The organism is Streptomyces sp. NPDC041122 (assembly GCF_055592445.1).
Genome location: NZ_JBVIYQ010000001.1, coordinates 702,914 through 729,012 on the forward strand (window position 1 = coordinate 702,914; position 26,099 = coordinate 729,012).

At 71.1% G+C, this 26,099-nt stretch carries 25 protein-coding genes and 1 tRNA gene; 18 read left to right on the forward strand and 8 right to left on the reverse strand.

What is annotated here, in order from left to right; genetic code table 11:
• The first annotated feature begins 133 nt into the window (after window positions 1–133).
• Window positions 134–922, forward strand: coding sequence for a phosphatase (locus ACZ6B8_RS02970; protein ID WP_471073672.1), 789 nt, complete (start codon window positions 134–136; stop codon window positions 920–922).
• Here ACZ6B8_RS02970 and ACZ6B8_RS02975 read toward each other — a convergent pair.
• The 4 genes from ACZ6B8_RS02975 to ACZ6B8_RS02990 form a co-directional block, all read right to left on the reverse strand.
• On the reverse strand, window positions 883–1,875 hold the full coding sequence (locus tag ACZ6B8_RS02975) for a cation diffusion facilitator family transporter (protein WP_471606092.1): 993 nt from the start codon (window positions 1,873–1,875) through the stop codon (window positions 883–885). The two genes, ACZ6B8_RS02970 and ACZ6B8_RS02975, sit on opposite strands and share 40 nt — an antisense overlap.
• A gap of 47 nt (window positions 1,876–1,922) precedes the next feature.
• The gene (locus ACZ6B8_RS02980; RefSeq protein ID WP_471606093.1) at window positions 1,923–2,822 is read right to left on the reverse strand and encodes an acyl-CoA thioesterase; all 900 of its coding nucleotides are present in this window, start codon (window positions 2,820–2,822) and stop codon (window positions 1,923–1,925) included.
• Window positions 2,823–2,873: 51 nt separating this feature from the next.
• Window positions 2,874–4,031, reverse strand: coding sequence for an acyl-CoA dehydrogenase family protein (locus ACZ6B8_RS02985; protein WP_471073663.1), 1,158 nt, complete (start codon window positions 4,029–4,031; stop codon window positions 2,874–2,876).
• Window positions 4,032–4,128: 97 nt separating this feature from the next.
• A complete protein-coding gene (locus ACZ6B8_RS02990) occupies window positions 4,129–4,719 on the reverse strand; it encodes an SACE_7040 family transcriptional regulator (RefSeq protein ID WP_355819851.1) in 591 nt (196 codons plus the stop codon).
• 86 nt (window positions 4,720–4,805) lie between these two features.
• Here ACZ6B8_RS02990 and ACZ6B8_RS02995 point away from each other — a divergent pair, with 86 nt between their 5' ends.
• The 7 genes from ACZ6B8_RS02995 (at window position 4,806) to ACZ6B8_RS03025 (ending at window position 13,937) form a co-directional block, all read left to right on the forward strand.
• Complete coding sequence (locus ACZ6B8_RS02995; RefSeq protein WP_362368951.1) at window positions 4,806–6,422, forward strand: carboxyl transferase domain-containing protein; 1,617 nt, start codon at window positions 4,806–4,808, stop codon at window positions 6,420–6,422.
• A gap of 52 nt (window positions 6,423–6,474) precedes the next feature.
• Window positions 6,475–8,412 (forward strand): acetyl/propionyl/methylcrotonyl-CoA carboxylase subunit alpha, encoded by a 1,938-nt coding sequence (locus ACZ6B8_RS03000; RefSeq protein WP_471606450.1) that lies wholly within the window; start codon window positions 6,475–6,477, stop codon window positions 8,410–8,412.
• Window positions 8,409–9,437, forward strand: coding sequence for a hydroxymethylglutaryl-CoA lyase (locus ACZ6B8_RS03005; RefSeq protein ID WP_471606094.1), 1,029 nt, complete (start codon window positions 8,409–8,411; stop codon window positions 9,435–9,437). Before ACZ6B8_RS03000 ends, ACZ6B8_RS03005 begins: the two co-directional genes overlap by 4 nt.
• Before the next feature lie 7 nt (window positions 9,438–9,444).
• Entirely contained in the window at window positions 9,445–10,599 is a 1,155-nt protein-coding gene (locus ACZ6B8_RS03010; protein ID WP_471073655.1) for an acyl-CoA dehydrogenase family protein, read from the forward strand.
• Window positions 10,600–10,734: 135 nt separating this feature from the next.
• Window positions 10,735–11,781, forward strand: coding sequence for an ABC transporter substrate-binding protein (locus ACZ6B8_RS03015; protein ID WP_471606095.1), 1,047 nt, complete (start codon window positions 10,735–10,737; stop codon window positions 11,779–11,781).
• Between the two features lie 142 nt (window positions 11,782–11,923).
• Entirely contained in the window at window positions 11,924–13,357 is a 1,434-nt protein-coding gene (locus tag ACZ6B8_RS03020) for a pyridoxal phosphate-dependent decarboxylase family protein (RefSeq protein WP_471606096.1), read from the forward strand.
• Window positions 13,341–13,937, forward strand: a complete 597-nt coding sequence (locus ACZ6B8_RS03025; protein WP_471606097.1) for a GNAT family N-acetyltransferase — start codon at window positions 13,341–13,343, stop codon at window positions 13,935–13,937. Before ACZ6B8_RS03020 ends, ACZ6B8_RS03025 begins: the two co-directional genes overlap by 17 nt.
• A gap of 18 nt (window positions 13,938–13,955) precedes the next feature.
• On the opposite strand, the gene ACZ6B8_RS03030 is transcribed toward ACZ6B8_RS03025, so the two are convergent.
• Window positions 13,956–15,569 carry a beta-N-acetylhexosaminidase gene (locus tag ACZ6B8_RS03030; RefSeq protein ID WP_471606098.1) on the reverse strand — a complete coding sequence of 538 codons (1,614 nt, stop codon included), beginning with the start codon at window positions 15,567–15,569 and terminating at the stop codon, window positions 13,956–13,958.
• 178 nt (window positions 15,570–15,747) lie between these two features.
• On the opposite strand from ACZ6B8_RS03030, the gene ACZ6B8_RS03035 reads away from it, so the two are divergent.
• The 3 genes from ACZ6B8_RS03035 to glmS all read left to right on the forward strand — a co-directional run bounded on the left by ACZ6B8_RS03035 (window position 15,748) and on the right by glmS (window position 18,857).
• On the forward strand, window positions 15,748–16,650 hold the full coding sequence (locus tag ACZ6B8_RS03035; RefSeq protein ID WP_471606099.1) for a DUF4429 domain-containing protein: 903 nt from the start codon (window positions 15,748–15,750) through the stop codon (window positions 16,648–16,650).
• A gap of 121 nt (window positions 16,651–16,771) precedes the next feature.
• Entirely contained in the window at window positions 16,772–17,029 is a 258-nt protein-coding gene (locus ACZ6B8_RS03040; RefSeq protein WP_362368930.1) for a hypothetical protein, read from the forward strand.
• 10 nt (window positions 17,030–17,039) lie between these two features.
• Window positions 17,040–18,857 (forward strand): glutamine--fructose-6-phosphate transaminase (isomerizing), encoded by a 1,818-nt coding sequence (glmS, locus tag ACZ6B8_RS03045; RefSeq protein ID WP_471606100.1) that lies wholly within the window; start codon window positions 17,040–17,042, stop codon window positions 18,855–18,857.
• 268 nt (window positions 18,858–19,125) lie between these two features.
• On the opposite strand, the gene ACZ6B8_RS03050 is transcribed toward glmS, so the two are convergent.
• Complete coding sequence (locus tag ACZ6B8_RS03050) at window positions 19,126–19,650, reverse strand: universal stress protein (RefSeq protein ID WP_355819833.1); 525 nt, start codon at window positions 19,648–19,650, stop codon at window positions 19,126–19,128.
• A 529-nt stretch (window positions 19,651–20,179) separates the two neighbouring features.
• On the opposite strand from ACZ6B8_RS03050, the gene ACZ6B8_RS03055 reads away from it, so the two are divergent.
• From ACZ6B8_RS03055 to ACZ6B8_RS03070, 4 genes are all read left to right on the forward strand, one after another.
• A complete protein-coding gene (locus tag ACZ6B8_RS03055; protein ID WP_471076365.1) occupies window positions 20,180–20,503 on the forward strand; it encodes a hypothetical protein in 324 nt (107 codons plus the stop codon).
• 396 nt (window positions 20,504–20,899) lie between these two features.
• A complete protein-coding gene (locus ACZ6B8_RS03060) occupies window positions 20,900–22,129 on the forward strand; it encodes a GlxA family transcriptional regulator (RefSeq protein ID WP_471073633.1) in 1,230 nt (409 codons plus the stop codon).
• Between the two features lie 10 nt (window positions 22,130–22,139).
• Window positions 22,140–22,742, forward strand: a complete 603-nt coding sequence (orn, locus tag ACZ6B8_RS03065) for an oligoribonuclease (RefSeq protein WP_471606101.1) — start codon at window positions 22,140–22,142, stop codon at window positions 22,740–22,742.
• A 110-nt stretch (window positions 22,743–22,852) separates the two neighbouring features.
• Window positions 22,853–22,925, forward strand: a tRNA-His gene (locus tag ACZ6B8_RS03070).
• 101 nt (window positions 22,926–23,026) lie between these two features.
• Here ACZ6B8_RS03070 and ACZ6B8_RS03075 read toward each other — a convergent pair.
• Together ACZ6B8_RS03075 and ACZ6B8_RS03080 are read right to left on the reverse strand one after the other, a co-directional pair.
• Window positions 23,027–23,878, reverse strand: a complete 852-nt coding sequence (locus tag ACZ6B8_RS03075) for a helix-turn-helix domain-containing protein (protein ID WP_471606102.1) — start codon at window positions 23,876–23,878, stop codon at window positions 23,027–23,029.
• A gap of 13 nt (window positions 23,879–23,891) precedes the next feature.
• Window positions 23,892–24,641, reverse strand: coding sequence for a DUF6879 family protein (locus ACZ6B8_RS03080; RefSeq protein ID WP_471606103.1), 750 nt, complete (start codon window positions 24,639–24,641; stop codon window positions 23,892–23,894).
• A 169-nt stretch (window positions 24,642–24,810) separates the two neighbouring features.
• Between ACZ6B8_RS03080 and ACZ6B8_RS03085 the strand changes: the two genes are divergently transcribed.
• The 3 genes from ACZ6B8_RS03085 to ACZ6B8_RS03095 all read left to right on the forward strand — a co-directional run bounded on the left by ACZ6B8_RS03085 (window position 24,811) and on the right by ACZ6B8_RS03095 (window position 25,952).
• On the forward strand, window positions 24,811–25,359 hold the full coding sequence (locus tag ACZ6B8_RS03085) for a hypothetical protein (RefSeq protein ID WP_471606104.1): 549 nt from the start codon (window positions 24,811–24,813) through the stop codon (window positions 25,357–25,359).
• Window positions 25,356–25,523: a hypothetical protein gene (locus ACZ6B8_RS03090; RefSeq protein WP_471606105.1), complete on the forward strand. Its 168-nt coding sequence runs from the start codon at window positions 25,356–25,358 to the stop codon at window positions 25,521–25,523. The genes ACZ6B8_RS03085 and ACZ6B8_RS03090 overlap by 4 nt, the downstream gene beginning before the upstream one ends.
• 93 nt (window positions 25,524–25,616) lie before the next feature.
• The gene (locus ACZ6B8_RS03095; protein ID WP_471606106.1) at window positions 25,617–25,952 is read left to right on the forward strand and encodes a DUF397 domain-containing protein; all 336 of its coding nucleotides are present in this window, start codon (window positions 25,617–25,619) and stop codon (window positions 25,950–25,952) included.
• Window positions 25,953–26,099: the final 147 nt, after the last annotated feature.

Genomic DNA, 26,099 nt, shown 5'->3' on the forward strand with positions numbered 1-26,099 from the left:
AACCCCCACCCACCCGCGGCAGATCCTGAACGCCCCCACCCCCAGCCCCCCCCGGCACGGGGCAACGCAACTCACAGGGCCAAGCTGTGGGACGCCGAGGCCCCGCGGCCCGAGCGACGGCACAATGAGACCCATGCCGATACCCACCCGTCCCGCCCTGGTCGACCATCTCGTCCGCACCCGCATCGCGGGTGACGTCGCCACGCCCCGCGAGAACAACCTCAGCCACTACCGGAAGCTCTCGAACGGCGACCGCCACTACTGGCTCGGTCTGGAGCTCGGCGACCGCTGGACGGACGAGCAGGACGTCCTCGCGGTGATGGCCGAGCGGTGCGGCGTCATCGACGACCCCCAGCACCGGTACGGCCAGGACACCATCGACCCGGAGCTGACGGTCGACGCCCTGGAGCGGATGGCCGCGCGGCTGCGCAAGGCGGCCGCCGGCAAGGAGCGGGTGCTGTTCGCCACCGGCCACCCCGGCGGCCTGCTCGACGTGCACCGCGCGACCGCCGCGGCGCTGCGCGCGGCCGGCTGCGAGATCGTGGTGATCCCCGAGGGCCTCACCGCCGACGAGGGCATGGTCTTCCAGTTCGCCGACGTGGCGATGCTGGAGCGCGGCGCCACCCTGTGGCACACGCACTCCCCCGAGCCGATGAACGCGATCCTGGACGGCCTGGAGCGCGAGGGCAGGCCGCGGCCCGACCTCGTCGTCGCCGATCACGGCTGGGCGGGCCGCGCGGGCCAGCGCGGCCTGGACTCCGTGGGGTACGCGGACTGCAACGACCCGGCGCTGTTCATCGGCGAGGCCGAGGGCACCCTCCAGGTGACGGTCCCGCTGGATGACCACGTCACGAGCCCGCGCCACTACGACCCGATGACGGCCTACCTGCTGGACGCGGCGGGGCTCACGTCCGGCTCCTGACCGGGCCCCGGCGTCGGGTCCAGGTACACCCGCCTGATCGCGGGGAACCGTTCCTGGAGGCGCCGCGCCATCCGGTCGCAGGCCCGCTCGATGTCCCCGGCCGACGCCATGTCCCGGAAGTCGACCTTCGCGGCGACCAGCGCCTCCCTGGGCCCCTGGAGGAGCGTGGTCAGCTCCAGGACGTCGACGACGTGCGGGTCGGCGAGCAGTTCGGCGCGGACCGCGGCCCGCATCTCCAGGGGCAGCGGGCGCCCGATCAGGAGCTCGGAGTTGGCGTGGCCGAGCACCCACGCCACGTAGATGAGCAGGACCCCGATGCAGAGCGAGGCGACGCCGTCCCACGCGCCGGACCCGGTGAGCTGCCCGCCGAGCAGTCCGGCCGCGGCGAGCACCAGACCCACGAGCGCCGCCGAGTCCTCCATGACGACGGCCTTGACCGCGGTGTCGGGGGTGTGGCGGAGGTAGCGCTTGATGTGCACCCCGAAGCGGTCCGCCTCGCCGCGCGCCTGCTTGAGACCGGTGCGCAGCGAGTACCCCTCAAGGAGGAAGGCGACGGCGAGCACGATGTACGAGATGAGCGGGTCGCCGGGATCCTCGCCGTGGGTGAGGGCGTGGACGCCGTCGTAGAGCGCGAAGACGCCGCCGCCGACGAAGGTGGCGACGGAGGCGAGCAGCGCCCAGATGTAGCGGGCGCCCCCGTAGCCGAGCGGGTGTTCCTCGTCGGCGGGCTTGTCGCCGGCCTTCAGGGAGACGAGCAGCATCAGCTCGGTGACGGTGTCGGCCACCGAGTGCGCCGCTTCGGAGAGCATCGCGCTGGATCCGCTGAGGACGCCGGCGACGGCCTTGGCCAGCGCGATCCCGAGGTTGGCGACGGCCGCGACGACGACCGTGAAGGTGCTCTCGCCGCTCGCCTGCTGTTCCGTCTTCTCCTGCTGTTCCGCTTCCTCCCACATGTATCGGACGGTATGTCCGATCAGCGGGCCACGCGAACCCCCGGGGCTCACCTCGGTACCCGGATCAGCCCCTCCTGGATGACGGTGACCGCGAGCCGGCCGTCCTGCGTCCAGATCCGCGCCTGGCCGAGGCCCCGCCCGCCGGACGAGGTCGGCGACTCCTGGTCGTACAGCAGCCACTCGTCCGCGCGGAAGGGCCGGTGGAACCACATGGCGTGGTCGAGCGAGGCGCCGACGACGTCGCCGACGGCCCAGCCGCCGCGCCCGTGGGCGAGCAGCACGGAGTCGAGCAGCGTCATGTCGGAGACGTAGGTGGCGAGGCAGACGTGCAGCAACGGGTCGTCCGCCAGCTTCCCGCCCGTCCGGAACCACACCTGGGAGCGCGGTTCGCGCGGCTGTCCGACGGTGCCCCAGGGCGGCGCGTCGGCGTAGCGCAGGTCGACGGCGGCGCGGGTCTCCAGGAGCCGGTCGGCGACCTCGCGCGGCAGGTGGCGCGGCAGCATCTCGGCGGCGGTCGGCAGCGTCTCCGGGTCCTGCGCGGGCGGCATCCGCGCCTGGTGATCGAGCCCCTCCTCGTACGTCTGGAAGGACGCGGAGAGGTGGAAGATCGGCTGCCCGTGCTGGACGGCAACGACCCGGCGCGTGGTGAAGGAGCGGCCGTCGCGGATCCGGTCGACCGTGTACACGATGGGCGCGCCCGGATCGCCGGGGCGCAGGAAGTACGCGTGCAGGGAGTGGGCATTGGGGCCTCCCCTGCTCGAGCGAAGCCGAGAGCTTGGGGAACGGTCGTCGGGGACCGTGCGTCCGGCGGCGACGAGGGCCTGCGCGGCGACCTGGCCGCCGAAGACGCGGGGCACGAGCGCCGAGCGGCTCACGCCCCGGAAGATGTCCTCCTCGATCTGCTCCAGGTCGAGCAGATCGAGGAGGGCGTCAAGTGCCTGGTTCATGAACGTAGTTCTCCAGGGCGTCTCTACCGGCCTGCCTCTCCCGGATGATCCCTACAGACCCATGTTCTTCGCGATGATCATCTTCATGACCTCGCTGGTGCCGCCGTAGATGCGGTTGACGCGGTTGTCCGCGTACAGGCGGGCGATGGGGTACTCGTTCATGAAGCCGTACCCGCCGTGCAGCTGGAGGCACTTGTCGATGACGCGGTGCGCGACCTCGGTGTTGAACAGCTTCGCGGAGGCGGCCTCGGCGGCGGTCAGCTCACCGGCGTCCAGCGCCTCCAGGGCGCGGTCGGCGACGGCCTCGGCGGCGTCCACCTCGGCCTGGCAGGCGGCCAGTTCGAACTTGGTGTTCTGGAAGGAGGCGACCGTCTTGCCGAAGACCGTGCGGTCCTGCACGTACTCCTTGGCGAACCGGACGGCGGCCTTGGCCTGCGCGTACGCGCCGTAGGCGATGCCCCAGCGCTCGGAGGGGAGGTTGCTGCCGAGGTAGTAGAAGCCCTTGTTCTCCTCGCCGAGGAGGTCCTCGACGGGCACCTTCACGTCGACGAAGGCGAGCTCGGCGGTGTCGGAGGTCTTCAGGCCGAGCTTGTCGAGCTTGCGGCCGATGGAGTAGCCCTCGGACTTGGTGTCGACGGCGAAGAGGGAGATGCCGTACCGGCGGTCCTCGGCGGTGGGCGCGGAGGTGCGGGCGCAGACGATCACGCGGTCGGCGTGCACGCCGCCGGTGATGAAGGTCTTGGAGCCGTTGAGGACGTAGTGGCTGCCGTCCGCGGAGAGCTTGGCGGTGGTCTTCATGCCCGCGAGGTCGGAGCCGGTGCCCGGCTCGGTCATCGCCAGCGCCCACATCTCCTCGGCGGAGACGAACTTCTCCAGGTAGCGCTTCTTCTGCTCGTCGGTGGCGAGCGACTTGATGTACGGCAGGGCGAGCAGCACGTGCACGCCGGAGCCGCCGAAGGTGACGCCCGCGCGGGCGGTCTCCTCGTACTGGATGGCCTCGAACTTGTGGGTGTCCAGGCCGGCGCCGCCGAACTCCTCGGGGACGTTGATGCCGAAGAGGCCCAGCTCGGCGAGCTTGTAGTAGAACTCCCGCGGCACCTGGCCCGCGGCGAACCACTCGTCGTGGACCGGCACGACCTCGGCCTCGATGAAGGCGCGCAGGGTCTCCCGGAACGCCTCGTGGTCCTCATTGAAAACGGTACGGCGCACGGGAGCTCCCTCTACACGACGTCGACTAAGCGCTTGCTCAGAGCAACGTTACCCGCCGGTCACCGGACCCGTCCAGAGAAACCTCCTGTCGCCCCCGTCACCCGACCGCCGCCGCGAACGCCCCGCGCGCGAGGCGGTGCAGGAGGTCCGCCATGGCTGCCCGGCTCGGCAGGGCGTCCCGCCGGCTCAGGTGCGGGGTGGAGTTCAGCAGCCCGAAGACGGCGTGCACGGCCACCCGCGCCGCGTTCTCGGCGAGGTCGGGGTAGACCTTGCGCACCACGTCGACCCAGATCTCCACGTACTGCCGCTGGAGCTGGCGGACCAGCTTGCGGTCGCTGTCCCGCAGGCGGTCCAGCTCGCGGTCGTGCAGGGTGATCAGGGAGCGGTCGTCGAGCGCGAAGTCGATGTGCCCCTGGATGAGCGCGTCCAGGACCTGCCCGGGCGGTCCGCCCACGTCCGCCGCGCACCGCTTGCCGCCGGTCAGGAGCTGCCCGCTGATGCCGACGAGCAGCTCGGCGAGCATCGCGTCCTTGCCCGCGAAGTGGCGGTAGAGACCGGGGCCGCTGATGCCGACGGCGGCCCCTATCTCGTCCACTCCGACTCCGTGGAAGCCGCGCTCGGCGAAGAGCCGGGCGGCTTCCTTGAGGATCTGCTCGCGACGGGTGGGGGCGTCGGTTCTCGTGGCCATGGAATTGATTCTAGACAGGCCGGTTAGCGATCGTTAACCTAAGGGAAACCGTTAACGGTCATTAACCGAGCAAGGGGGCTCGACTGATGCGGCAGGCACCAGTGCTGGCGAGCGCGGCTGACCCCGCGTCCGAGGCGTGGCGGGCGAACGAGGCGGCGCACACCGCCCTCGCCGAGGAGTTGCGGGCCAAGCTCGCGGCGGCCGGGCTCGGCGGCGGGGAGCGGGCGCGGGCCCGCCATGTGGCGCGCGGCAAGCTGCTGCCCCGCGACCGGGTCGACGCGCTCCTGGACCCCGGCTCCCCCTTCCTGGAGCTGGCCCCCCTCGCGGCCGACGGGCTGTACGGCGGGGACGCCCCGGCGGCCGGCGTCATCGCGGGCATCGGCCGGGTCTCGGGCCGCGAGTGCGTGATCGTCGCCAACGACGCCACGGTCAAGGGCGGCACGTACTACCCCATGACCGTGAAGAAGCACCTGCGCGCGCAGGAGGTGGCCCTGGAGAACCACCTCCCGTGCCTCTACCTGGTCGACTCGGGCGGCGCCTTCCTGCCGATGCAGGACGACGTCTTCCCCGACCGCGAGCACTTCGGGCGGATCTTCTACAACCAGGCCCGGATGTCCGGGGCCGGCATCCCGCAGATCGCCGCGGTCCTCGGCTCCTGCACGGCCGGCGGGGCGTACGTACCGGCGATGAGCGACGAGGCGGTGATCGTCCGCAATCAGGGCACGATCTTCCTCGGCGGCCCGCCCCTGGTGAAGGCCGCGACCGGCGAGGTCGTCACGGCCGAGGAACTGGGCGGCGGCGAGGTCCACTCGCGGACCTCCGGGGTCACCGACCACCTCGCCGAGGACGACGCCCACGCCCTGCGCATCGTGCGCACGATCGTCGCGACGCTCCCCGAGCGCCGCGAGGCGCCGTGGTCCGTGCAGCCCGTGGAGGAGCCGAAGGTCGACCCGCTGGGGTTGTACGGCGCGGTCCCGACGGACTCCCGCACCCCCTACGACGTCCGCGAGGTCATCGCGCGCGTGGTGGACGGCTCCCGCTTCCAGGAGTTCAAGGCGGAGTACGGCACGACCCTGGTCACCGGCTTCGCCCACATCCACGGCCACCCGGTCGGCATCGTCGCCAACAACGGCATCCTGTTCTCCGAGTCCGCCCAGAAGGGCGCGCACTTCATCGAGCTGTGCGACCAGCGCGGCATCCCCCTGGTCTTCCTGCAGAACATCTCCGGCTTCATGGTCGGGCGGGACTACGAGGCGGGCGGTATCGCCAAGCACGGCGCGAAGATGGTGACGGCCGTGGCCTGCACCCGCGTGCCGAAGCTGACGGTCGTCGTCGGCGGCTCGTACGGCGCGGGCAACTACTCGATGTGCGGCCGGGCCTACAGCCCCCGCTTCCTGTGGATGTGGCCCAACGCCAAGATCTCCGTGATGGGCGGCGAGCAGGCCGCCTCCGTTCTCGCCACCGTCAAGCGCGACCAGCTGGAGGCGCGCGGCGAGGAGTGGTCCGCCGAGGACGAGGACACCTTCAAGGCCCCGATCCGCGCGCAGTACGAGGAGCAGGGCAACGCCTACTACGCCACGGCCCGGCTCTGGGACGACGGCGTCATCGACCCCCTGGACACCCGGCAGGTCCTCGGCCTCGCCCTGACCGCGTGCGCGGGCGCCCCGCTGGGCGAGCCCGGCTTCGGCGTCTTCCGGATGTGAGGGGCCGACGATGAGCGACTTCAAGGAACGGACCACCCCGGGGAGAGGGACCATGTTCGACACGGTGCTCGTCGCCAACCGCGGCGAGATCGCGGTGCGCGTCATCCGTACGCTGCGCGAGCTCGGCGTCCGCTCCGTCGCGGTCTTCAGCGACGCGGACGCCGACGCCCGGCACGTGCGCGAGGCCGACACGGCGGTGCGCATCGGTCCGGCGCCGGCCGCCGAGAGCTATCTGCGCGCGGACCGCCTCCTGGAGGCCGCGGCGAAGTCCGGCGCCCAGGCGGTCCATCCGGGCTACGGATTCCTCGCGGAGAACGCCGAGTTCGCGCAGGCGTGCGCGGACGCCGGGCTCACCTTCATCGGCCCGCCCGCCTCCGCCATCTCCCTCATGGGCGACAAGATCCGCGCCAAGGAGACGGTGCGGGCGGCCGGCGTGCCGGTCGTCCCCGGCTCCTCGGGCAGCGGCCTGACCGACGCCCAACTGGCCGACGCGGCACGCGAGATCGGCACCCCGGTGCTGCTCAAGCCGAGCGCGGGCGGCGGCGGCAAGGGCATGCGCCTGGTGCGCGACGAGGCGCTCCTCGCCGACGAGATCGCGGCTGCCCGGCGCGAGGCGCGCGCCTCCTTCGGCGACGACACGCTGCTCGTGGAGCGCTGGGTCGACCGGCCCCGGCACATCGAGATCCAGGTCCTCGCCGACGGCCACGGGAACGTGGTGCACCTCGGTGAGCGCGAGTGCTCGCTGCAGCGCCGCCACCAGAAGATCATCGAGGAGGCGCCCAGCGTCTTCCTGGACGAGGCCACGCGCGCGGCGATGGGCGAGGCGGCGGTCCAGGCGGCCCGCTCCTGCGGGTACGCGGGCGCGGGCACAGTGGAGTTCATCGTGCCGGGCAGCGACCCCTCGTCGTACTACTTCATGGAGATGAACACCCGCCTCCAGGTGGAGCATCCGGTCACCGAGCTGATCACCGGGCTCGACCTGGTGGAGTGGCAGCTGCGGGTCGCCGCCGGCGAGCCGCTCCCGTTCGCCCAGGACGACATCACCCTCACCGGGCACGCGGTGGAGGCGCGCGTCTGCGCGGAGGATCCCTCCCGGGGCTTCCTGCCGTCCGGCGGCACCGTCCTGGCGCTGCGCGAACCGCGGGGCGACGGCGTGCGCACCGACTCCGGGCTGAGCGTGGGCACGGAGGTCGGCAGCCTCTACGACCCGATGCTGTCCAAGGTCATCGCGTACGGCCCGGACCGGGCGACGGCGCTGCGCAAGCTGCGCGCGGCCCTCGCCGACACGGTCACGCTCGGCGTGCCGACGAACGCCGGCTTCCTGCGCAGGCTCCTGGCCCACCCGGCCGTGGTGGCCGGCGAGTTGGACACCGGCCTGGTGGAGCGCGAGGCGGACGGCCTGGTGCCGGACGGCGTGCCCGAGGAGGTGTACGAGGCGGCGGCCGCGGTCCGCGCCGACGCGCTGCGGCCCACCGGCGAGGGCTGGACCAACCCCTTCTCGGTGCCCAGCGGCTGGCGGCTCGGCGGCACACCGGCGCCGGTGACGCACTGGCTCAAGGCCGCGGGGGCCGACCCCGTCGCCCACCGCCTGCGCGGCACCGGCCACACCGTCACCGCCGACCACGTGCGCGTCACGGTCGACGGCACCCAGCACACCTTCCGCCGCGCGGGCGACTGGCTCGGCGCCGGCGGCGACGCCTGGCACGTCCAGGACCACGACCCGGTGGCGGCCTCCCTCACCGGCGCCGCGCACGCCGGGGCCGACGCCCTGACCGCCCCCATGCCCGGCACCGTCACCGTCGTGAAGGTCTCCCCCGGCGATCAGGTGGCCGCCGGCCAGAGCCTGCTGGTGGTCGAGGCGATGAAGATGGAGCACGTCATCTCCGCCCCGCATGCCGGCACCGTCACCGAGCTCGACGTCACCCCGGGCACGACCGTGGCCATGGACCAGGTCCTCGCCGTCGTCACCCCCGAGGAGGAGCAGGAATGACCAGCCCCACCCCGACACCGCAGGACGAGCCGCTGGAGCTGGCAGAGGCGCCGCTCCCCATGGTCGTGCCCACCCGGGGCCTGCCCGCCCGCGTCCGCATCCACGAGGTCGGCGCCCGCGACGGCCTGCAGAACGAGAAGGCGGTCGTCCCCACCGAGATCAAGGCGGAGTTCGTCCACCGCCTGGCCGAGGCGGGCCTGACGACGGTCGAGGCGACGAGTTTCGTGCACCCCAAGTGGGTGCCCCAACTGGCCGACGCCGAGCAGCTGTTCCCGCTCCTGGCCGACCTCGACGGCGTCCGCCTGCCGGTCCTCGTGCCGAACGAACGCGGCCTGGACCGCGCCCTCGCGCTCGGCGCGCGCCGCGTCGCCGTGTTCGCCAGCGCCACCGACTCGTTCGCCAGGGCCAACCTCAACCGCACGGTGGACGAGGCGCTCGCCATGTTCGCCCCGGTGGTCGCGCGCGCCCGTGCGGAGGGCGCGCACGTGCGCGGCTACCTCTCGATGTGCTTCGGCGATCCCTGGGAGGGCGCGGTGCCCATCTCCAAGGTCGTCCGCGTCTGCCGCGCCCTGATCGACATGGGATGCGACGAGCTGAGCCTCGGCGACACCATCGGCGTGGCCACCCCGGGCCACGTCTCCGCGATGCTCGCCGCGCTCAACGCCGTGCAGGTGCCGACCGAGCGCATCGGCGTGCACTTCCACGACACGTACGGCCAGGCGCTCACCAACACCCTCGCCGCGCTGCAGCACGGCGTGAGCACGGTGGACGCGTCCGCGGGCGGCCTCGGCGGCTGCCCGTACGCGAAGAGCGCCACCGGCAACCTCGCCACCGAAGACCTCGTCTGGATGCTGCACGGCCTCGGCATCGAGACCGGGGTCGACCTGGTCCGTCTCAGCGCCACCAGCGCCTGGATGGCCGATCAGTTGGGCCGACCCAGCCCGTCCCGCACCGTCCGCGCCCTCACGGCCCGCTCGCAGGACGAGCAGACCGCGTCGCGCGACGCCTCCCACCAGGAGCAGTGAAGACACGATGGACCACCGCCTGAGCCCCGAGCACGAGGAACTGCGCCGCACGGTGGAGGCGTTCGCCCATGACGTCGTCGCCCCCAAGATCGGCGACTTCTACGAGCGCCACGAGTTCCCCTACGAGATCGTCCGCGAGATGGGCCGCATGGGCCTGTTCGGCCTGCCCTTCCCCGAGGAGTACGGCGGGATGGGCGGCGACTACTTCGCCCTCGGCATCGCCCTGGAGGAGCTCGCCCGCGTCGACTCGTCGGTGGCGATCACCCTGGAGGCGGGCGTCTCGCTGGGCGCGATGCCGCTGCACCTGTTCGGCACCGAGGAGCAGAAGCGCACCTGGCTGCCGAAGCTGTGCACGGGCGAGATGCTCGGCGCGTTCGGCCTGACCGAGCCGGACGGCGGCTCGGACGCCGGCGGCACCCGGACGACGGCGGTGCGCGACGGCGACGAGTGGGTGATCAACGGCTCCAAGTGCTTCATCACCAACTCCGGTACGGACATCACGGGCCTGGTCACCGTCACCGCCGTGACCGGCCGCAAGGAGGACGGCCGCCCGCTGATCTCCTCGATCATCGTGCCGTCCGGGACGCCCGGCTTCACGGTGGCGGCGCCCTACTCGAAGGTGGGGTGGAACGCCTCGGACACCCGTGAGCTGTCCTTCGCCGACGTCCGGGTCCCCGCCGCGAACCTGCTGGGCGAGGAGGGCCGCGGGTACGCCCAGTTCCTGCGCATCCTCGACGAGGGCCGGGTCGCGATCTCCGCGCTCGCCACCGGTCTCGCCCAGGGCTGCGTGGACGAGTCGGTGAAGTACGCCAAGGAGCGGCACGCCTTCGGCAAGGCGATCGGCGCGAACCAGGCGATCCAGTTCAAGATCGCCGACATGGAGACCCGGGCGCACATGGCCCGCGTCGGCTGGCACGACGCGGCATCGCGCCTGGTCGCGGGCGAGCCCTTCAAGAAGCAGGCGGCCATCGCCAAGCTCTACTCCTCGACGGTCGCGGTGGACAACGCCCGGGAGGCCACGCAGATCCACGGCGGATACGGCTTCATGAACGAGTACCCCGTGGCGCGCATGTGGCGGGACTCCAAGATCCTGGAGATCGGCGAGGGCACGAGCGAGGTGCAGCGCATGCTGATCGCCAGGGAGCTGGGCTTCGCGGGCTGAGGCGGGCCCGCGCGCGGCCGGGAGTGACGTGAGGGACGCCGGGGGCCGCTGGACCAGGAGTTAGCTTAGGTTAGCCTAAGCTCTAGTTCCGGCCAGCGGCCCCCGCCGCCGTACGTCACGAAAGCAGAGACCCCCATGCCCCAGGCCCGCTTCCCCCAGCCGTCCCGTCGCGGCATCCTCGCCGCCGGCGGCGCCCTCGGCCTCACCGCCGCCCTGGCGGCCTGCGGCACCGAGAAGAAGGACGACTCCGGCACGACCGGGGGCAGCGGCAAGACCGGCCCCTGGAGCTTCAAGGACGACCGCGGCACGACCGCGAAGCGCGACGCGACGCCGAAGAACATCGTGGCGTTCACCGGTGTCGCCGCCGCCCTGTTCGACTACGGCATCGAGGTCAAGGGCGTTTTCGGCCCGACGAGGACGAAGGACGGCAAGCCCGACGTCCAGGCCGGGGACATGGACGTCAGCAAGCTGACGGTGATCGGCAACACCTGGGGCCAGTTCAACATCGAGAAGTACGCGGGCCTCGCGCCCGACGTGCTGATCTCCACGATGTTCGACGACAAGGGCACCCTCTGGTACGTGCCCGAGGAGAGCAAGGACAAGATCCTGAAGCTCGCCCCGAGCGTCGGCATCAGCGTCTACGACCGCCAGATCACGCACCCGCTGCAGCGCATCCAGGCGCTCGCCGAGTCGCTCGGCGCGGACGTGAAGTCGCAGAAGGTCACCCAGGCGAAGAAGCGCTTCGAGGACGCCTCCGAGCGGCTGCGCAAGGTCGCCAGGGCACACAAGGACATCAGGGTCCTCGTCGGCTCCGCGAGCCAGGACCTGTTCTACGTCTCCGGCTCGAACCTCTCCGTCGACCTGGAGTACTTCAAGGCACTCGGCGTGAACCTGGTCGAGCCGCCGGAGGCGGCGAAGAAGGAGTCCGGCGGCTGGTTCGAGAACCTCAGCTGGGAGAACGTCGACAAGTACGACGCGGACGTCATCATGATGGACAACCGCACCTCCGCCCTCCAGCCGGCCGACCTCGACAAGACCAAGCCGACCTGGAAGAAGCTGCCCGCGGTCAAGGCCGGACAGGTCATCCCCCGCGTCACCGAGCCCATTTTCTCGTACGCCAAGTGTGCGCCGATCCTGGAGGACCTGGCCGACGCGATCGAGAAGGCGAAGAAGCTCAAGTAGGGCCCCGCGCGCCCGGCCCCACCGACTGCCCCCTCCCGCCCGGGAGGGGGCAGTTCCGTTTTCCGGGCCCGACCCCATATGAGTATCGAATTAGGTTAGGCTTACCTTAGTTACTCACATTCCCTCACCTGGAGGGCAGTTCATGCGCTCGCACCTGCTCAACGCCACCACCGCGGAGCGGTACCGCGACTCCGTGACCGAAGGGGTCGAGCGGGTGGCTGCCCGACTCGCCACCGCTTCCCGGCCGTTCACCGGGATCACCGCCGACGCCCTCGCCCCCCGCGTCGGGGCCGTCGACCTGGACGAGCCGCTGCACGACACCCTCGCCGCACTCGACGAGCTCGAAGAGCTGTACCTGCGCGACGCCGTGCACCTCCATCACCCGCGCCACCTCGCGCACCTGCACTCCCCCGTCGTCATCCCCGCCCTGGTGGGCGAGGCCGTGCTCAGCGCCGTCAACTCCTCCCTCGACACCTGGGAGCGGTCCACGGGCGCCACCCTCATCGAGCGCCGCGTCGTCGACTGGACGGCCGGACGCATCGGCCTCGGCCGGGACGCCGACGGCGTGTTCACCGGCGGCGGCGCCGAATCCGACCTGCACGCCCTGCTGCTGGCCCGCGAGGCGGCCGGGGACCGGGACCCCGCCACCCTGCGCGTCTTCACCTCGGAGGCCGCACGACCCGGCATCCGCAAGGCGGCCCGAGTGCTCGGCCTCGGCGAGGACGCCGTGGTGAGCCTCCCCACCGACCGGAACAAGCGCTTGCAGACCGTGGCCCTCGCCCGCGCCCTGGAGCGCTGCCGGCGCGCGGGCCTCTCCCCCATGGCCGTCGTCGCCACCGCAGGCACCACCGACTTCGGCTCCATCGACCCGCTGCCCGAGATCGCCCGGCTGTGCGCGCGGTACGGCACCTGGCTGCACGTGGACGCCGGGTACGGCTGCGGGCTGCTCGCCTCGCGCAGGTACCGGCACCTCCTCGACGGCATCGAGCACGCCGACTCCGTCACCGTGGACTTCCACAAGTCCTTCTTCCAGCCGGTGGGTTCGTCGGCGCTCCTGGTCCGCGACCGGGCGGCGCTGTCCCGCACGACGTACCGCGAGCGCGTCCCCGACCAGGTGGGCAAGTCCCTGCGCACCACCCGGCGCTTCGACGCCCTGAAACTGTGGATGACGCTGCGCGTGATGGGCGCGGACGCCGTCGGCGACCTCTTCGACGCGGTGTGCGCCCTGGCCACCGAGGGCTGGAAACACCTCGTCGCCGACCCGCGGTTCGACGTCGTGCACGAACCCCAGCTGTCCACGCTCGTCTTCCGCTACCTCCCCGCCGCGATCTGCGCTCCCGCCGCCATCGACCGCGCCAACCGGTACGCGGGCAAAGCCCTGTTCGCCGCCGGGGAGGCGGTGGTCGCGGGCGTCCGGGTGGGCGAGCGCCAGTACCTGAAGTTCACGCTGCTCAACCCCGAGACGACCCTCGCCGACATCGAGGCCGTCCTCGACCTCGTCGCCGACCACGCCGAGCAGTACCTGGCCGAGCAGTACCTGCCGGAGAGGGGAGAGCACCTTGCCCGCGCTTGCTGACCTCCGCGGGATCACCGGCCGCGGGCGAGCCGACTTCACGCTCCGGCGGCTCGATCCCCTGACCGACTCCGAGCTGGTGCACACCTGGGTGACGCACCCCGAATCGGAGCACTGGATGATGCGGGGCGCCACCCTGACCGACGTCGAGCGCACGTACATGGCGATCGCCGCCTCCGGGCACCACGAGGCGTTCCTCGGTCTGTACAAGGGCGTGCCGTCGTTCCTGGTGGAGCGGTACGACCCCGCGTACGCGGAGCTGGTCGGCCTCTACGAGCCGCGCCCCGGCGACATCGGCACGCGCTATCTGACCGCCCCGTCCGCCGTGCAGGTCCCCGGCTTCACCCGTGGCGTGCTCACCGCGGTGCTGCGGGAGCTGTTCGACGACTCGGCGGCCGAGCGGGTGGTGATCGACCCCGACGTGCGCGACACGCGGGCCCACGCCCTCAACGAGTCCGTCGGCTTCCGCGCCGAGACGGTCGTGCAGAAGCCGGAGAAGGAGGCTCTCCTGAGCTTCTGCACCCGGGAGCGGTTCCAGGCCGAGCGGGGCTTCCGGGACGGTCCCCGGGAGCCCCGCTCCTGAACACGTGCCCGATCCCCCCTACGTGGCGGGCCAGGGCACCTGCGGCGACCTGTAGTAGCCGATGCCCAGCGCCTCCCAGCGCGGGGCCTGCGCGGCGAGCCGCACCTTGTAGGTGTCCCAGTCGTGCGTGGCCGCGGGCGACCAGCCGAGCTCGGCGATGCCGGGCAGCCGCGGGAACGCCATGTAGTCCAGGTGCGCGGAGGTGGACAGGGTCTCCGTCCACAACGGCGCCTCGACACCGATGACCGAGTCCGCGGGGGCGCCCTGGAGATACGTCGCGGGGTCCCAGTCGTAGGAGCGCCGCACCTCGACGTAGCCCGCCCAGGACAGCCCGAGCGGGGTGTCCTTGGTGTACTTGTGGTCGATGTAGGCCCGGTCGGCCGGCGAGAGGACCAGCTTGGTGCCGTTCTTCGCGGCGTTCACGACCTGCTCGCGCTCGGCGGCGCCGGTCCGGTCGTAGCCCCAGTACTGCGCGACGGCCCCGGCCACCGGCTTCGCGCCGGTCAGCTGGTGCCAGCCGACCACCGTCTTGCCGTACTTGCCGACCACCGGCTGCACCTTGTCCATGAAGGCGACGAAGTCCTCGTGGCTGGTGGAGTGCGCCTCGTCGCCGCCGATGTGGAGGTACTTGCCGGGCGTCATCGCGGCGAGCTCCCGGATCACGTCGTCCACGAAGTCGTACGTCACGTCCTTCTTGACGCACAGCGAGCTGAAGCCGACCTCGGTGCCGGTGTAGAGCGGCGGGGCGACCCCGTCGCAGTTGAGCTCGGCGTACGAGGCGAGCGCGGCGTTGGTGTGCCCCGGCATGTCTATCTCCGGGACGACCTCCAGATACCGGGAGGCGGCGTAGTCGACGATCTCCTTGTACTGCGCCTTGGTGTAGAAGCCGCCCCGCCCGCCGCCGGCCTGCGTGGAGCCGCCGTACGTCGTCAGCCGCGGCCAGGAGTCGATGGCGATGCGCCAGCCCTGGTCGTCACTGAGGTGCAGATGCAGCTTGTTCATCTTGTAGAGCGCCGCCTGGTCGATGTAGCGCTTGACCTGGTCGACGGTGAAGAAGTGCCGGGAGACGTCGAGCATGGTGGAGCGGTAGCCGTAGCGCGGCGCGTCCTTGATGGTGCCGCCCGCGATCCGCCACGGTCCGCGCTGCCTGCTCTGTTTCTCGGCGGCGGCGGGCAGTTGCTGGCGCACCGTCTGGACGCCGTGGAAGAGTCCGGCGCCGGTACGGGAGGTGATGGTGAGGGAGCCGTGCGCGGAGACCACGCGGTACCCCTCGGCGCCGAGCGCCTCGTCCGCCCGCGCGTTGCTGATGCGCAGCCGGATGCCGTCGCCGCCCCGGTCGGCGGTGACCGGGAGCCGGTAGCCGGTGGAGGGCCGCAGCACCCGGGCGAGGTACTCGCCGACGCGCCGCTCCTGTGCGCTGCCCTTGCCGACCCGGATCCGGGTCGTGGCGGTGATCTCGTATCCGGTGCCGCCCGGCTCGGCCTGCAGCGGGGCGGGCACGACCTGGCCGAGCGGGGTGACGGGCGGCGCGGCCGGCGCCGGGGCGGGCGCGGCGGCGAACGAGGAGACTCCGGCGGTCGCCACCAGCAGCAGCGCGCCGAACAGTCGTGTCGATCTTCTCTGCGAGCTCACAAGCGGGTCCCTTCGACGGGCCGGCGCCGCGGTGGGGCACGTGTGCGGCGCGTCTGTGGTGGCGCGTGACGCAACTGTGGTGCATCGCAATCGAACGGTCCCCATTGGTAACCCGGCCCCTACAAGGGGTCAAGGGGTGTAGACCAGGTGTCCAAGGGGTCGGTGCGAGAATCCACGCATGGCGGAAATCATCCAGCGCGACGGGACCTGGACCTTCGACGGCGAAACGCTGCGCCTGGTGCCGGGCCACGACAAGAACGTTTCCCTGTTGCGCAGGGCGCTGGGTGAACTGTCCGTACCGCTCGGCGCGTTGGCGGGTATCGCCTTCGAACAGGGCAAGAAGTCGGGCCGGTTGCGGCTGCGGCTGCGGGACGGCGCCGACCCGCTGCTCCTCGCGACCGGCGGGATGCTGTCGGGCTCCGCGGACCCGTACCAGCTGGGCGTGGAGCCGGGCCGGTACGGGGTGGCGGAGTATCTGGCCGACGAGGTCCGCAACGCCCAGCTGCTCGAACAGGTGCCGGCCACGCCCTGCGAGGCCTATCTGCTCGCGGGGCCGGCCGTGCCGCTCTCCGTCTCCGCCGGGGACGGCACGGCGAACTTCGACGGGGAGACCGTCCGCCTGGAGTGGAACTGGAAGACGGAGGAGGCGAAGTCGGCGGCCGGTACCCGGTCGCTGGCGCTCGACGACATCGTCGCCGTGGAGTGGCAGCCGGCGGCCGGCCTGGAGAACGGCCACCTCCGGTTCACCGTGCGGAACGCGCCGACCAAGGCGCCGCCGAAGTACGACCCGAACGCCGTCGAGCTGTGGGGCTTCAAGAAGGACCCGCTGATGGCCCTGGTGGCCGCCGCGGTGCAGGCCCGGCTGCCGCACCCCGCGGCGCCGGCGACCGCGCCCCCGACCGGGAAGTCGCTCGCTCCCCCGCCCGGCTCCGCACCGGCCGTCCCGGCCCCGCAGCCCGCCGCCGAGGACCACGACGCGCTGCTGCGGCGTCTGCGCGAGCTGGGCGAGCTGCACCAGGCGGGGATCCTCACCGAGGAGGAGTTCACGACGGCCAAGCAGGCGGTGCTGCGCCGCATGTGAGCGCGCCCCCGAGCCCCCTGCCGACCCTTGGTCCGTACCGCCGGAACCCGTTGCGACACGATCCTGCCCGATTCCGGGCAGGATTCTTGCGAAGCGGCATGCGATACCCCAGGATCAACGCATGCACGACGACCTGGTGGATCACCTCACCCGCAGCACCCCGCTCCAGCGGGGCGAAGCGCTGCGGGTCATCCAGGACGTGCTCGCCTACTTCGACGAGACGACCGAGGAGTTCGTCCGTCGCCGCCACCGCGAACTGCAGGGTCAGGGCCTGCTGAACGCGGCGATCTTCGAGAAGATCTCGGCGGATCTCGCATACCGCGCGGTCGCGCCTCCGGAGCTCACCCTCCGGCAGCTGCGCCGCATCGTCTACGGCTAGGAATCCCTTCATGTGCGGAATCGTCGGATACATCGGCAAGCGTGACGTCGCCCCTCTCCTCCTCGAAGGCCTGCAGCGCCTGGAGTACCGCGGCTACGACTCCGCGGGCATCGCCGTCACCGGTCCCAAGGCCTCCGGCCTGAAGATGGTGAAGGCCAAGGGCCGCGTCCGCGACCTGGAGGCCAGGGTCCCCGCCCGCTTCAAGGGCACGACCGGCATCGCCCACACCCGCTGGGCCACCCACGGCGCCCCCTCCGACGAGAACGCGCACCCGCACATGTCGGGTGACGACAAGGTCGCCGTCGTCCACAACGGCATCATCGACAACGCCTCCGAGCTGCGCGCCAAGCTCACCGCCGACGGCATCGAGTTCCTCTCCGAGACCGACACCGAGGTCCTCGCCCACCTCGTCGCCCGCTCCCAGGCCGACACCCTGGAGGAGAAGGTCCGCGAGGCGCTGCGGCACATCGAGGGCACGTACGGCATCGCCGTCCTGCACGCCGACTTCAACGACCGCATCGTCGTCGCCCGCAACGGCTCCCCCGTCGTCCTCGGCATCGGCGAGAAGGAGATGTTCGTCGCCTCGGACGTCGCCGCGCTCGTCTCCCACACCCGCCAGGTGGTCACCCTGGACGACGGCGAGATGGCCACCATCAAGGCCGACGACTACCGCACCTACACCACCGAGGGCTCGCGCACGACGGCCTCGCCGACCACCGTGGAGTGGGAGGCCGAGTCGTACGACATGGGCGGCCACGACACGTACATGCACAAGGAGATCTTCGAGCAGCCCGACGCCGTGGACCGCGTCCTGCGCGGCCGCATCGACGACCGCTTCTCCACCGTGCACCTCGGCGGCCTGAACCTCGACGCGCACGACGCCCGCAAGGTGCGCCGCGTCAAGATCCTCGGCTGCGGCACCTCGTACCACGCGGGCATGATCGGCGCCCAGATGATCGAGGAGCTGGCCCGTATCCCCGCCGACGCGGAGCCGGCGAGCGAGTTCCGCTACCGCAACGCGGTCGTGGACCCCGACACCCTCTACATCGCGGTCTCCCAGTCCGGCGAGACCTACGACGTGCTCGCCGCCGTCCAGGAGCTCAAGCGCAAGGGCGCCCGCGTCCTCGGCGTCGTGAACGTCGTCGGCTCGGCGATCGCCCGTGAGGCGGACGCGGGCGTGTACGTCCACGCGGGCCCGGAGGTCTGCGTCGTCTCCACCAAGTGCTTCACCAACACCACCGTGGCCTTCGGCCTGCTCGCCCTGCACCTGGGCCGCATCCGCGACCTGTCGGTCTCCGACGGCAAGCGGATCATCGACGGCCTGCGCAAGCTGCCCGGCCAGATCTCGGAGATCCTCAAGCAGGAGGACGAGATCAAGAAGATCGCGAAGAGCTACGCGGAGGCCCGCTCCATGCTCTTCATCGGGCGCGTACGCGGCTACCCCGTCGCCCGCGAGGCCTCGCTCAAGCTCAAGGAGGTCTCGTACATCCACGCCGAGGCCTACCCCGCCTCCGAGCTGAAGCACGGCCCGCTCGCCCTCATCGAGCCCGCGCTGCCGACGGTCGCGATCGTCCCCGACGACGATCTGCTGGAGAAGAACCGCGCCGCCCTGGAGGAGATCAAGGCCCGCAGCGGCAAGATCCTCGCGGTCGCGCACCAGGAGCAGGAGAAGGCCGACCAGACCATCGTCGTCCCGAAGAACGAGGACGAGCTGGACCCGATCCTGATGGGCATCCCGCTGCAACTCCTCGCCTACCACACGGCGTTGGCGCTCGGCCGGGACATCGACAAGCCGCGCAACCTCGCCAAGTCCGTGACCGTCGAGTAGCCGAGGAGCGGACACCCGCACCTCGCTCGTGAACGACCCCCTGTGCGTGCCACCAGCACACAGGGGGTCGTTCCTCGAAGGGCCGGGGTCGCCCATTACCCCGACCCGCGCCCAGGCCCCTTTCGTACCCTTCACAAGGGCACAAAGCACCTCTACGCGCCAGTAGATTTATCTGTGCACAAAAGGACTGCACACGAGGGCGGTCGAGGTGGTAGGTGCCGGCCCCACCCGCGGGGCTCTCCCCCAACTCGCCGGGAGCGCCCGGGTGTTACGGGATGACGATGACGGGGCGCTGCGCGCGGCGCGCGAGCCGGCCCGCGACGGAGCCGAAGATGCGGCCGACGATGCCGTGCGTGGAGCCGACGACGATCGCGTCCGCGCTGTACTCGTGGCCGACCTCCTCCAGCTCGTGGCAGATGTCGCCGCCGCGCTCGACGAGGATCCACGGCACCTCGGACAGGTAGTCCGCGCAGGCCAGCTCCAGGCCGAGGACTTCGGTGCGGTGGTCCGGCACGTCGACGAAGACCGGGGGCTCGCACCCGGCCCACACGGTGGTGGGCAGCCGGTTGGCGACGTGGACGATGATCAGGCCCGAGCCGGAACGGTGGGCCATGCCGATCGCGTAGGCGAGGGCCCGCTCACTGGAGGTCGAGCCGTCGAAGCCGACGACGACACCGTGCCGGAAGGCGGGATCGCAGGAGTGACGTGGTTCTTCCGCCGCTTGGGGGGTCGCTGTCGGATCGGCGACCTGCCTCTTGCGGTCCGCAGGTTCGGAGAATTCGTGACCGGCCATCGGTGTCTCGGCGAAGGAGTCCTCTGTGGGAGGGTCGGCTTTTCGGTGGTGCCCATGTTCAGCGACCTGGGAGGTCGTCCGGGAATCATCTTCCCAACCCCATACCCCCAAGGGTACGGCGACACTCCTCTCCTGCACAGGGCCTGCGAAAAGCCCCGAACGGAGCTCCGCCGGGGCCTGCACAGGGCTCCCGGCGTTCACCGGAGCATGCCCGAGCCTCGCCCGTATGGCAATGGTTGCTGCCTCCTACAGGCGGTTTGCCCACCCGTCCGGCGGCCCCCCGGCGCCCTCCCCAGTGACCCGCCGCCGGACCGGGCGTTGAACCTCGGTACCCCATCGCCACAGGGAGCACGCCGTGCCTGGACATTCGACCGCGCCCCCCTCCGCCCCCCGCTTCCCGGCTTCACCCGAGCAAGGCCCGCAGCACCGGCAGACCCCCGCGGCCCGGCAGTCCCGGCAGGGGCAGCACGGCCCGGCCCACGGCCACCGGCGCCCGTCCGAGGGGGCACACGAACACCGCCCCGGCGGGGTGCCCGCACCCCGCGCGCGGGACCAGCGGGACGCGCCCGCGCCGGATTCGGCGAGCGACGTGGTCCGCTGGGCCGCGTTCAGCTGCGTGCTGGTCCCCGTCGTCCTCGTGGGATACGGGACGTCACTGGCCGGCGCCGCCGGCTCGGCGCTCGGTCTCGTGGCCGTCACCGGCGTCTGCCGGGTGCTCCTGCGCCAGTCCGAACGGGGCGCCGCGCGACTGCTTGCAGAACAGAACAACGGGAACCGGGGGCGCCACGGCAGGACGGCTCCGGGGGCGCACAGGGGCACTCGTCACAGTGCCGACAGCACGCCGGTCGACTGACTGATTCACACACACGCTCCCGTAGCTTTTCAGCCAACTTCCGGGATCCACGGATCCCCTGGCCGAACGCCCCCTCAACCCCCGTCCGACCAGGGCTGAAAGGTGCTCTCGGGCCTTCCGCACCCTACGGGGACCGGCCATGGAGCCGAGGCGCACTTCCCAGCGGGCCGCGCGAGTGCAACGCTTCGTGATCGAATGCTTCACGCCAAGTTGCCATGTCGACAATCTGCCGAGTGATGAACTGGTCACCCCGGCAGCACGGGACGCAGTAGATTCGATCTTGACTGTATTACGGCGGGGGACTGGTGGAGGACCGAGGGGAAACGTGCAGCAGCGACAAGCCAGGCAAGCACGTCAAGGACAGGGAGCCGCGACGACCGAGGGGGGTTTAGCACCATGAGCCACGACTCCACTGCCGCGCCGGAGACCGCGGCCCGGAAACTCTCGGGGCGGCGCCGCCGGGAGATCGTAGCGGTGCTGCTCTTCAGCGGCGGTCCCATCTTCGAGAGTTCCATACCGCTCTCCGTTTTCGGCATCGACCGGCAGGACGCCGGCGTCCCCCGCTACCGGCTGCTCGTGTGCGCCGGCGAGGAGGGACCGCTGCGGACCACCGGCGGGCTCGAACTCACCGCGCCGCACGGCCTGGAGGCCATCGGCCGGGCGGGCACGGTCGTCGTACCGGCCTGGCGGTCGATCACGTCGCCGCCACCGCCGGAGGCGCTCGACGCGCTGCGCCGCGCGCACGAGGAGGGCGCCCGCATCGTCGGGCTGTGCACCGGCGCGTTCGTACTCGCCGCGGCGGGCCTGCTCGACGGCCGCCCGGCGACCACCCACTGGATGTACGCGCCGACGCTCGCGAAGCGCTATCCGTCCGTCCACGTGGATCCGCGCGAGCTGTTCGTCGACGACGGGGACGTCCTGACGAGCGCCGGCACCGCGGCCGGAATCGATCTCTGTCTGCACATCGTGCGCACGGACCACGGCAACGAAGCGGCGGGCGCGCTCGCCCGCAGGCTCGTGGTGCCGCCGCGCCGGGCCGGCGGCCAGGAGCGCTATCTCGACAGGTCTTTACCCGAGGAGATCGGTGCCGACCCGCTCGCCGAGGTCGTCGCGTGGGCCCTGGAGCACCTCCACGAGCAGTTCGACGTGGAGACCCTGGCCGCGCGCGCGTACATGAGCAGGCGCACCTTCGACCGCAGGTTCCGTTCGCTGACCGGCAGCGCGCCGCTGCAGTGGCTGATCACCCAGCGGGTGCTCCAGGCGCAGCGGCTGCTCGAGACCTCCGACTACTCCGTCGACGAGGTCGCGGGCCGCTGCGGCTTCCGCTCGCCGGTGGCGCTGCGGGGCCACTTCCGGCGCCAGCTCGGCTCCTCCCCCGCCGCCTACCGGGCCGCCTACCGCGCCCGCAGGCCGCAGGGCGAGCGGGCTCTGGAGCCGGTGCCGGCGACGGCGCAGTCCGTGCCGGCCCTGGTGGAGGCGGGCCCGGTGCCGAGCCAGACCCGGCGCACGGCGGCCGCCAGCGCGCTCGGCCCCTCGGCCTCGGTGCCCACCGACCCCGGCAAACCGAACTCCGACGCGTACGCGCCAGGACGTGCGCCCCTGCCCGGCCAGAGGAGTGCGCCGTAGGGTAAGACGCATGAACGATCGCATGGTGTGGATCGACTGCGAGATGACCGGGCTCTCGTTGACGGACGACGCACTTATCGAGGTGGCCGCACTGGTCACCGACTCGGAACTGAACGTGCTCGGCGACGGTGTGGACATCGTGATCCGCCCGCCGGACGCTGCGCTGGCGACCATGCCCGAGGTGGTGCGCACCATGCACACCGCCTCGGGGCTCCTCGACGAACTGGCCGGCGGCACGACGCTGGCCGACGCCGAGGAGCAGGTCCTGGCGTACGTACGTGAGCACGTCAAGGAGCCCCGCAAGGCTCCGCTGTGCGGAAACTCGGTCGGCACCGACCGCGGCTTCCTGCTGCGGGACATGAAGACCCTGGAGGAGTACCTCCACTACCGGATCGTCGACGTCTCCTCCGTCAAGGAGCTGGCCCGGCGCTGGTACCCGAGGGCGTACTTCAACAGCCCGGACAAGAACGGCAACCACCGCGCGCTCGCCGACATCCGCGAGTCCATCGCCGAGCTCCGCTACTACCGCGAGGCGATCTTCGTCCCGCAGCCGGGCCCGGACTCGGACACCGCGAAGACGATCGCGGCCAAGCACGTCCTGCCTGCGGAGTAGCCTCCGCGGGTCCCCCTGTACGGGGTCCGGGAAACGTGGGCGCGAGCACCCCTTCGGACCCTGTACACTTTTTCTCGGCCGGTCGGAAGAACGACAGAAGACCGGACATGGTGGGTGTAGCTCAGTTGGTAGAGCACCTGGTTGTGGTCCAGGTGGCCGCGGGTTCAAGTCCCGTCACTCACCCTGAATGATCAAGGCCCGATCTGCGAAAGCAGATCGGGCCTTGATCGTTTCCCTGGCCCTCTGGCTCAGCCGAGGGCTCTGCGGCATGCCCCGGCAAGCGGTCAGCGGGGGCGGACCGCCCGATGTGCACGCGTGATGATCATCTGTGCGTCTGCCCCATACACAGCCGATGCGCTGAGCGTGTTCCAGATGCGAAGGTAAGTGGCCACGTTGTCGTCGTCGTCCAACCACAGCTCCGCGTGCCAGTCCTCGGTGATGACGAGCCGCTCGTCCAGGACCCAGAACCCGTTGGCGGCGGGGACCTTGAGCGGGGCGGAGAGCGGAATGACGCCGAGGTGCACAGTGTCCATGCCGATCGTGCCCGCGAGCCGGTCGAGCTGGCTCGCGAGGACGGCCGGTGTGCAGATCAGCGCGTGGAGGGCCGCCTCCCACACCAGGGCGTGCAACCGGTGCCCCGTCTCGTGCAGCCACTCCTGGCGCCGTATGCGCAGGCGCACCGCTTCGTCGGTGTCGCGCTTCGTGCCATGGAGGTCGGCGTAGCGCAGGAACACGGCACGGGCGTAGTCGGCGGTCTGAAGCATGCCGGGGACCACGGCCTCCTCCCACGCGCGAATGACCGTGGACCGGCTCACGTCAAGATTCCAGCCGTCCTGTACGGGCCGGTGTCCCGATGTGAGTTGTCGACGCCAGGAACGGATGTGGGACTCGAACCCCTTGAGACGCGCGTCGAGCTCGGCGAAGACCTCGGGCCGGCCGACACCTTCGGCCCACGTGCGCACGTCCTCAGACGTCGCCGTCTGCCGGCCGTTCTCCAACTTGTAGATCTTGGAGTGTGGCCAGCCGAGTCGATGGGCGAGTTGCGGGCCGGTGAGCCGACCATCAGCACCAGAGAGTCGCAGCTCGCGGAGCCGGGCTCCGAGAGCCTCGCGGGCCTGCTGAAAGTCCGTGCTCACCGTCCTCCTGCCGTCAGTCCGCGCGCAACTGCGCCGTGAACGCCTCGGTCGGGAGAGCGTGACACACAGCTGCGTCCCGGACCTGGCAGTAGCGCAGGACCTCAGCGGGCTCGGTGATCACCTCGACGTCGTGGAAGGTGTCCTCGTCGTCGAAGCGCAGCACTGCCACCAGACGGCTGTCGAAGATCCAGAAGTCCTCTTCGGGCAGGTGCGCGCGCTGCGCGTCCGCACGCCAGATGCTGCGTACGTCCTCCCCTGTCGCCGCATTGCAGCGGGAGTAGTCCATGAGGAACAACTGCCCCTCGGTCGGGGGATCATCGACCACACGCACGCGCCCCACGTACTTGCCGCTGGACGTCTGCCGAAGGATGTTCGTGCACCAGTCGCTGCCGAGATCCATGGGCGCCTGGCCCGTGCGCCGGAACTCGGCGAAGCCGGGATCGTCCCTGTCGGAGGCGTACCCGCGGCGGGTCTCCAGGTGCCAGGCCGAGTGCGCGAACGTCTCGAAGAGCTGACCGAACTCTTCGAGGCCGATCAGCTCGGGCACTCGCACCATCTTCTTGGGCCCGTGGTTGACGAGCAGTTCGCGCGGTACGGCCACCGCAGCGTCGTCCGGGCCGAAGTGCTGGAGCTGGGAAACGTCCTCGGGGTCATTGACGGGTGTTCCCTGCACGATCACCTGCCCGGAGTCGGGATCTTCGTGCAGCGCTGGGCAGGCACCGTTCTTGCTGTCCGTGCCGATGAAACGCAGTCGTCGCGCCATGCCGCCCCCTCAGTTCGGGTTGTCGCCACCAGCATCATGCTGCGATGTGCCCCGCTCCAGAGGGTGCAGCACCCGATACGAGAACACACGAGAACATCCGGCCAGAGTTCGAGAACATTCGAGAACACTGCCTAGGTCCTCACGGTTGTGCGTCCCTACCGTCCTCGGCATGGCCTCAGCATCCGAGTTGAACGACGCCGCGAGCGTCGACCCGTTCACAGCCGTGGAGTCTGTCGGCCAAAGAGATGGTTCCGCCATCTCCGACTGGCTGGCCCGCTCCCTGCAGGAGCCTGCGCAGGCCTGGCGCGAGTGGGCGGCTACCGGAGTAGCGCTGCTCCCCTGCGGCCGCAGGTTCGACGCGGTCCGCCTCCCTGAGCACCTCGTACACAGCGCGGTGCGCTCCACCGACCCACAGGTCGTCGCCGCCCGGCTCGCGCAGAGCCTCGACGGCCCGGTGATCTACGACGGCCGCACCATGGGCGGCACGTACTACGCCTTGACCAGGCGGCGCCGGAAGGGGACTTGGCGGCACGAGGACGTGGCGCCGTGGCTGGGGGCCGACTTCTACCTCGGCGTACCGAAGCTCACTCGTACCCAACCGCCCGGCACGCACTGGGTGGTGGCGCCCCGCTTCGAGGGTGACCTGTGCGAGCCCCTGGCCGTGGAGGCCCTCAGCCGCATCGGTCGCAGCGTCGACGAGGGGGCGGAGCCGTGTTGACCAAGCGGACCACCGAGGAGCGTCGAGAGCAGGAGACGTACCAACGTCTCCTCGCCCACCTCGACGGGTGCGCGCCCTGCCACGAGTGGGCGGACTGCGAGGAGGGCGAGCGGATCCGGCGCGCACTCCGCGCCGCCCGGATGGCCGCCCGTCCGGCGGACTGACCCGCCCCCCTCTCAACTCCTACCGCACCCGCGGAGGGTGACCAGCCCCTGGCTGAACCCCGGGGGCCCGAACCACTCAACAGGAGGCGCCCCATGGGCACGCTCACGAACGGCCGCACCACCGTCCCCTACGAGCACCACACCGCACCCGGCCTCGACTGGCGCAAGGCCGGCCGGACCGATCTCGACCCGATCCTGAAGGACTGTGTGATCCTCGCGGACGCCGGTGAAGCGCAGGGCCATCCACACCACGGCATCCCCGACGGCACCCGGCTCATCGCAATCAGCGACGACAAGGACCCGGCCGCACCGGTGCTGCTGATGAGCCGGGTGGAGATCAGCAAGTTCTTCGACGGGGTGATCGCGGGTGAGTTCGACAGCTTCCGGGCGAGCGCAGAGGAACTCGCCGAGGCCAGCGCCGCAGCCTGAAACCGCGGGCGGAGAGCGCGAGGCCTGGACCCCGCCTCGCGACAATCTCCGTTCTCTGACGGGCGGCCCGGTCTGCTCGCAGCACCCCGGACCACCGGCCCCGACAGTGCACAGTGCCGCGGGCAGCTACATCTGCCACCTGTGTAC

Excerpts from the sequence above, each read along its gene's own strand:
- ACZ6B8_RS03080 (WP_471606103.1), bottom strand. The coding sequence starts at position 24,641 with ATGGCGCGACGACTGCGTTTCATCGGCACGGACAGCAAGAACGGTGCC.
- orn (WP_471606101.1), top strand. The coding sequence starts at position 22,140 with ATGAACGATCGCATGGTGTGGATCGACTGCGAGATGACCGGGCTCTCG.
- ACZ6B8_RS03085 (WP_471606104.1), top strand. The coding sequence starts at position 24,811 with ATGGCCTCAGCATCCGAGTTGAACGACGCCGCGAGCGTCGACCCGTTC.
- ACZ6B8_RS02970 (WP_471073672.1), top strand. The coding sequence starts at position 134 with ATGCCGATACCCACCCGTCCCGCCCTGGTCGACCATCTCGTCCGCACC.
- ACZ6B8_RS02990 (WP_355819851.1), bottom strand. The coding sequence starts at position 4,719 with ATGGCCACGAGAACCGACGCCCCCACCCGTCGCGAGCAGATCCTCAAG.
- ACZ6B8_RS02995 (WP_362368951.1), top strand. The coding sequence starts at position 4,806 with ATGCGGCAGGCACCAGTGCTGGCGAGCGCGGCTGACCCCGCGTCCGAG.
- ACZ6B8_RS02980 (WP_471606093.1), bottom strand. The coding sequence starts at position 2,822 with ATGAACCAGGCACTTGACGCCCTCCTCGATCTGCTCGACCTGGAGCAG.
- ACZ6B8_RS03010 (WP_471073655.1), top strand. The coding sequence starts at position 9,445 with ATGGACCACCGCCTGAGCCCCGAGCACGAGGAACTGCGCCGCACGGTG.
- ACZ6B8_RS03040 (WP_362368930.1), top strand. The coding sequence starts at position 16,772 with ATGCACGACGACCTGGTGGATCACCTCACCCGCAGCACCCCGCTCCAG.
- ACZ6B8_RS03095 (WP_471606106.1), top strand. The coding sequence starts at position 25,617 with ATGGGCACGCTCACGAACGGCCGCACCACCGTCCCCTACGAGCACCAC.
- ACZ6B8_RS02975 (WP_471606092.1), bottom strand. The coding sequence starts at position 1,875 with ATGTGGGAGGAAGCGGAACAGCAGGAGAAGACGGAACAGCAGGCGAGC.
- ACZ6B8_RS03000 (WP_471606450.1), top strand. The coding sequence starts at position 6,475 with ATGTTCGACACGGTGCTCGTCGCCAACCGCGGCGAGATCGCGGTGCGC.
- ACZ6B8_RS03060 (WP_471073633.1), top strand. The coding sequence starts at position 20,900 with ATGAGCCACGACTCCACTGCCGCGCCGGAGACCGCGGCCCGGAAACTC.
- ACZ6B8_RS03035 (WP_471606099.1), top strand. The coding sequence starts at position 15,748 with ATGGCGGAAATCATCCAGCGCGACGGGACCTGGACCTTCGACGGCGAA.
- glmS (WP_471606100.1), top strand. The coding sequence starts at position 17,040 with ATGTGCGGAATCGTCGGATACATCGGCAAGCGTGACGTCGCCCCTCTC.
- ACZ6B8_RS03020 (WP_471606096.1), top strand. The coding sequence starts at position 11,924 with ATGCGCTCGCACCTGCTCAACGCCACCACCGCGGAGCGGTACCGCGAC.
- ACZ6B8_RS03005 (WP_471606094.1), top strand. The coding sequence starts at position 8,409 with ATGACCAGCCCCACCCCGACACCGCAGGACGAGCCGCTGGAGCTGGCA.
- ACZ6B8_RS03050 (WP_355819833.1), bottom strand. The coding sequence starts at position 19,650 with ATGGCCGGTCACGAATTCTCCGAACCTGCGGACCGCAAGAGGCAGGTC.
- ACZ6B8_RS03015 (WP_471606095.1), top strand. The coding sequence starts at position 10,735 with ATGCCCCAGGCCCGCTTCCCCCAGCCGTCCCGTCGCGGCATCCTCGCC.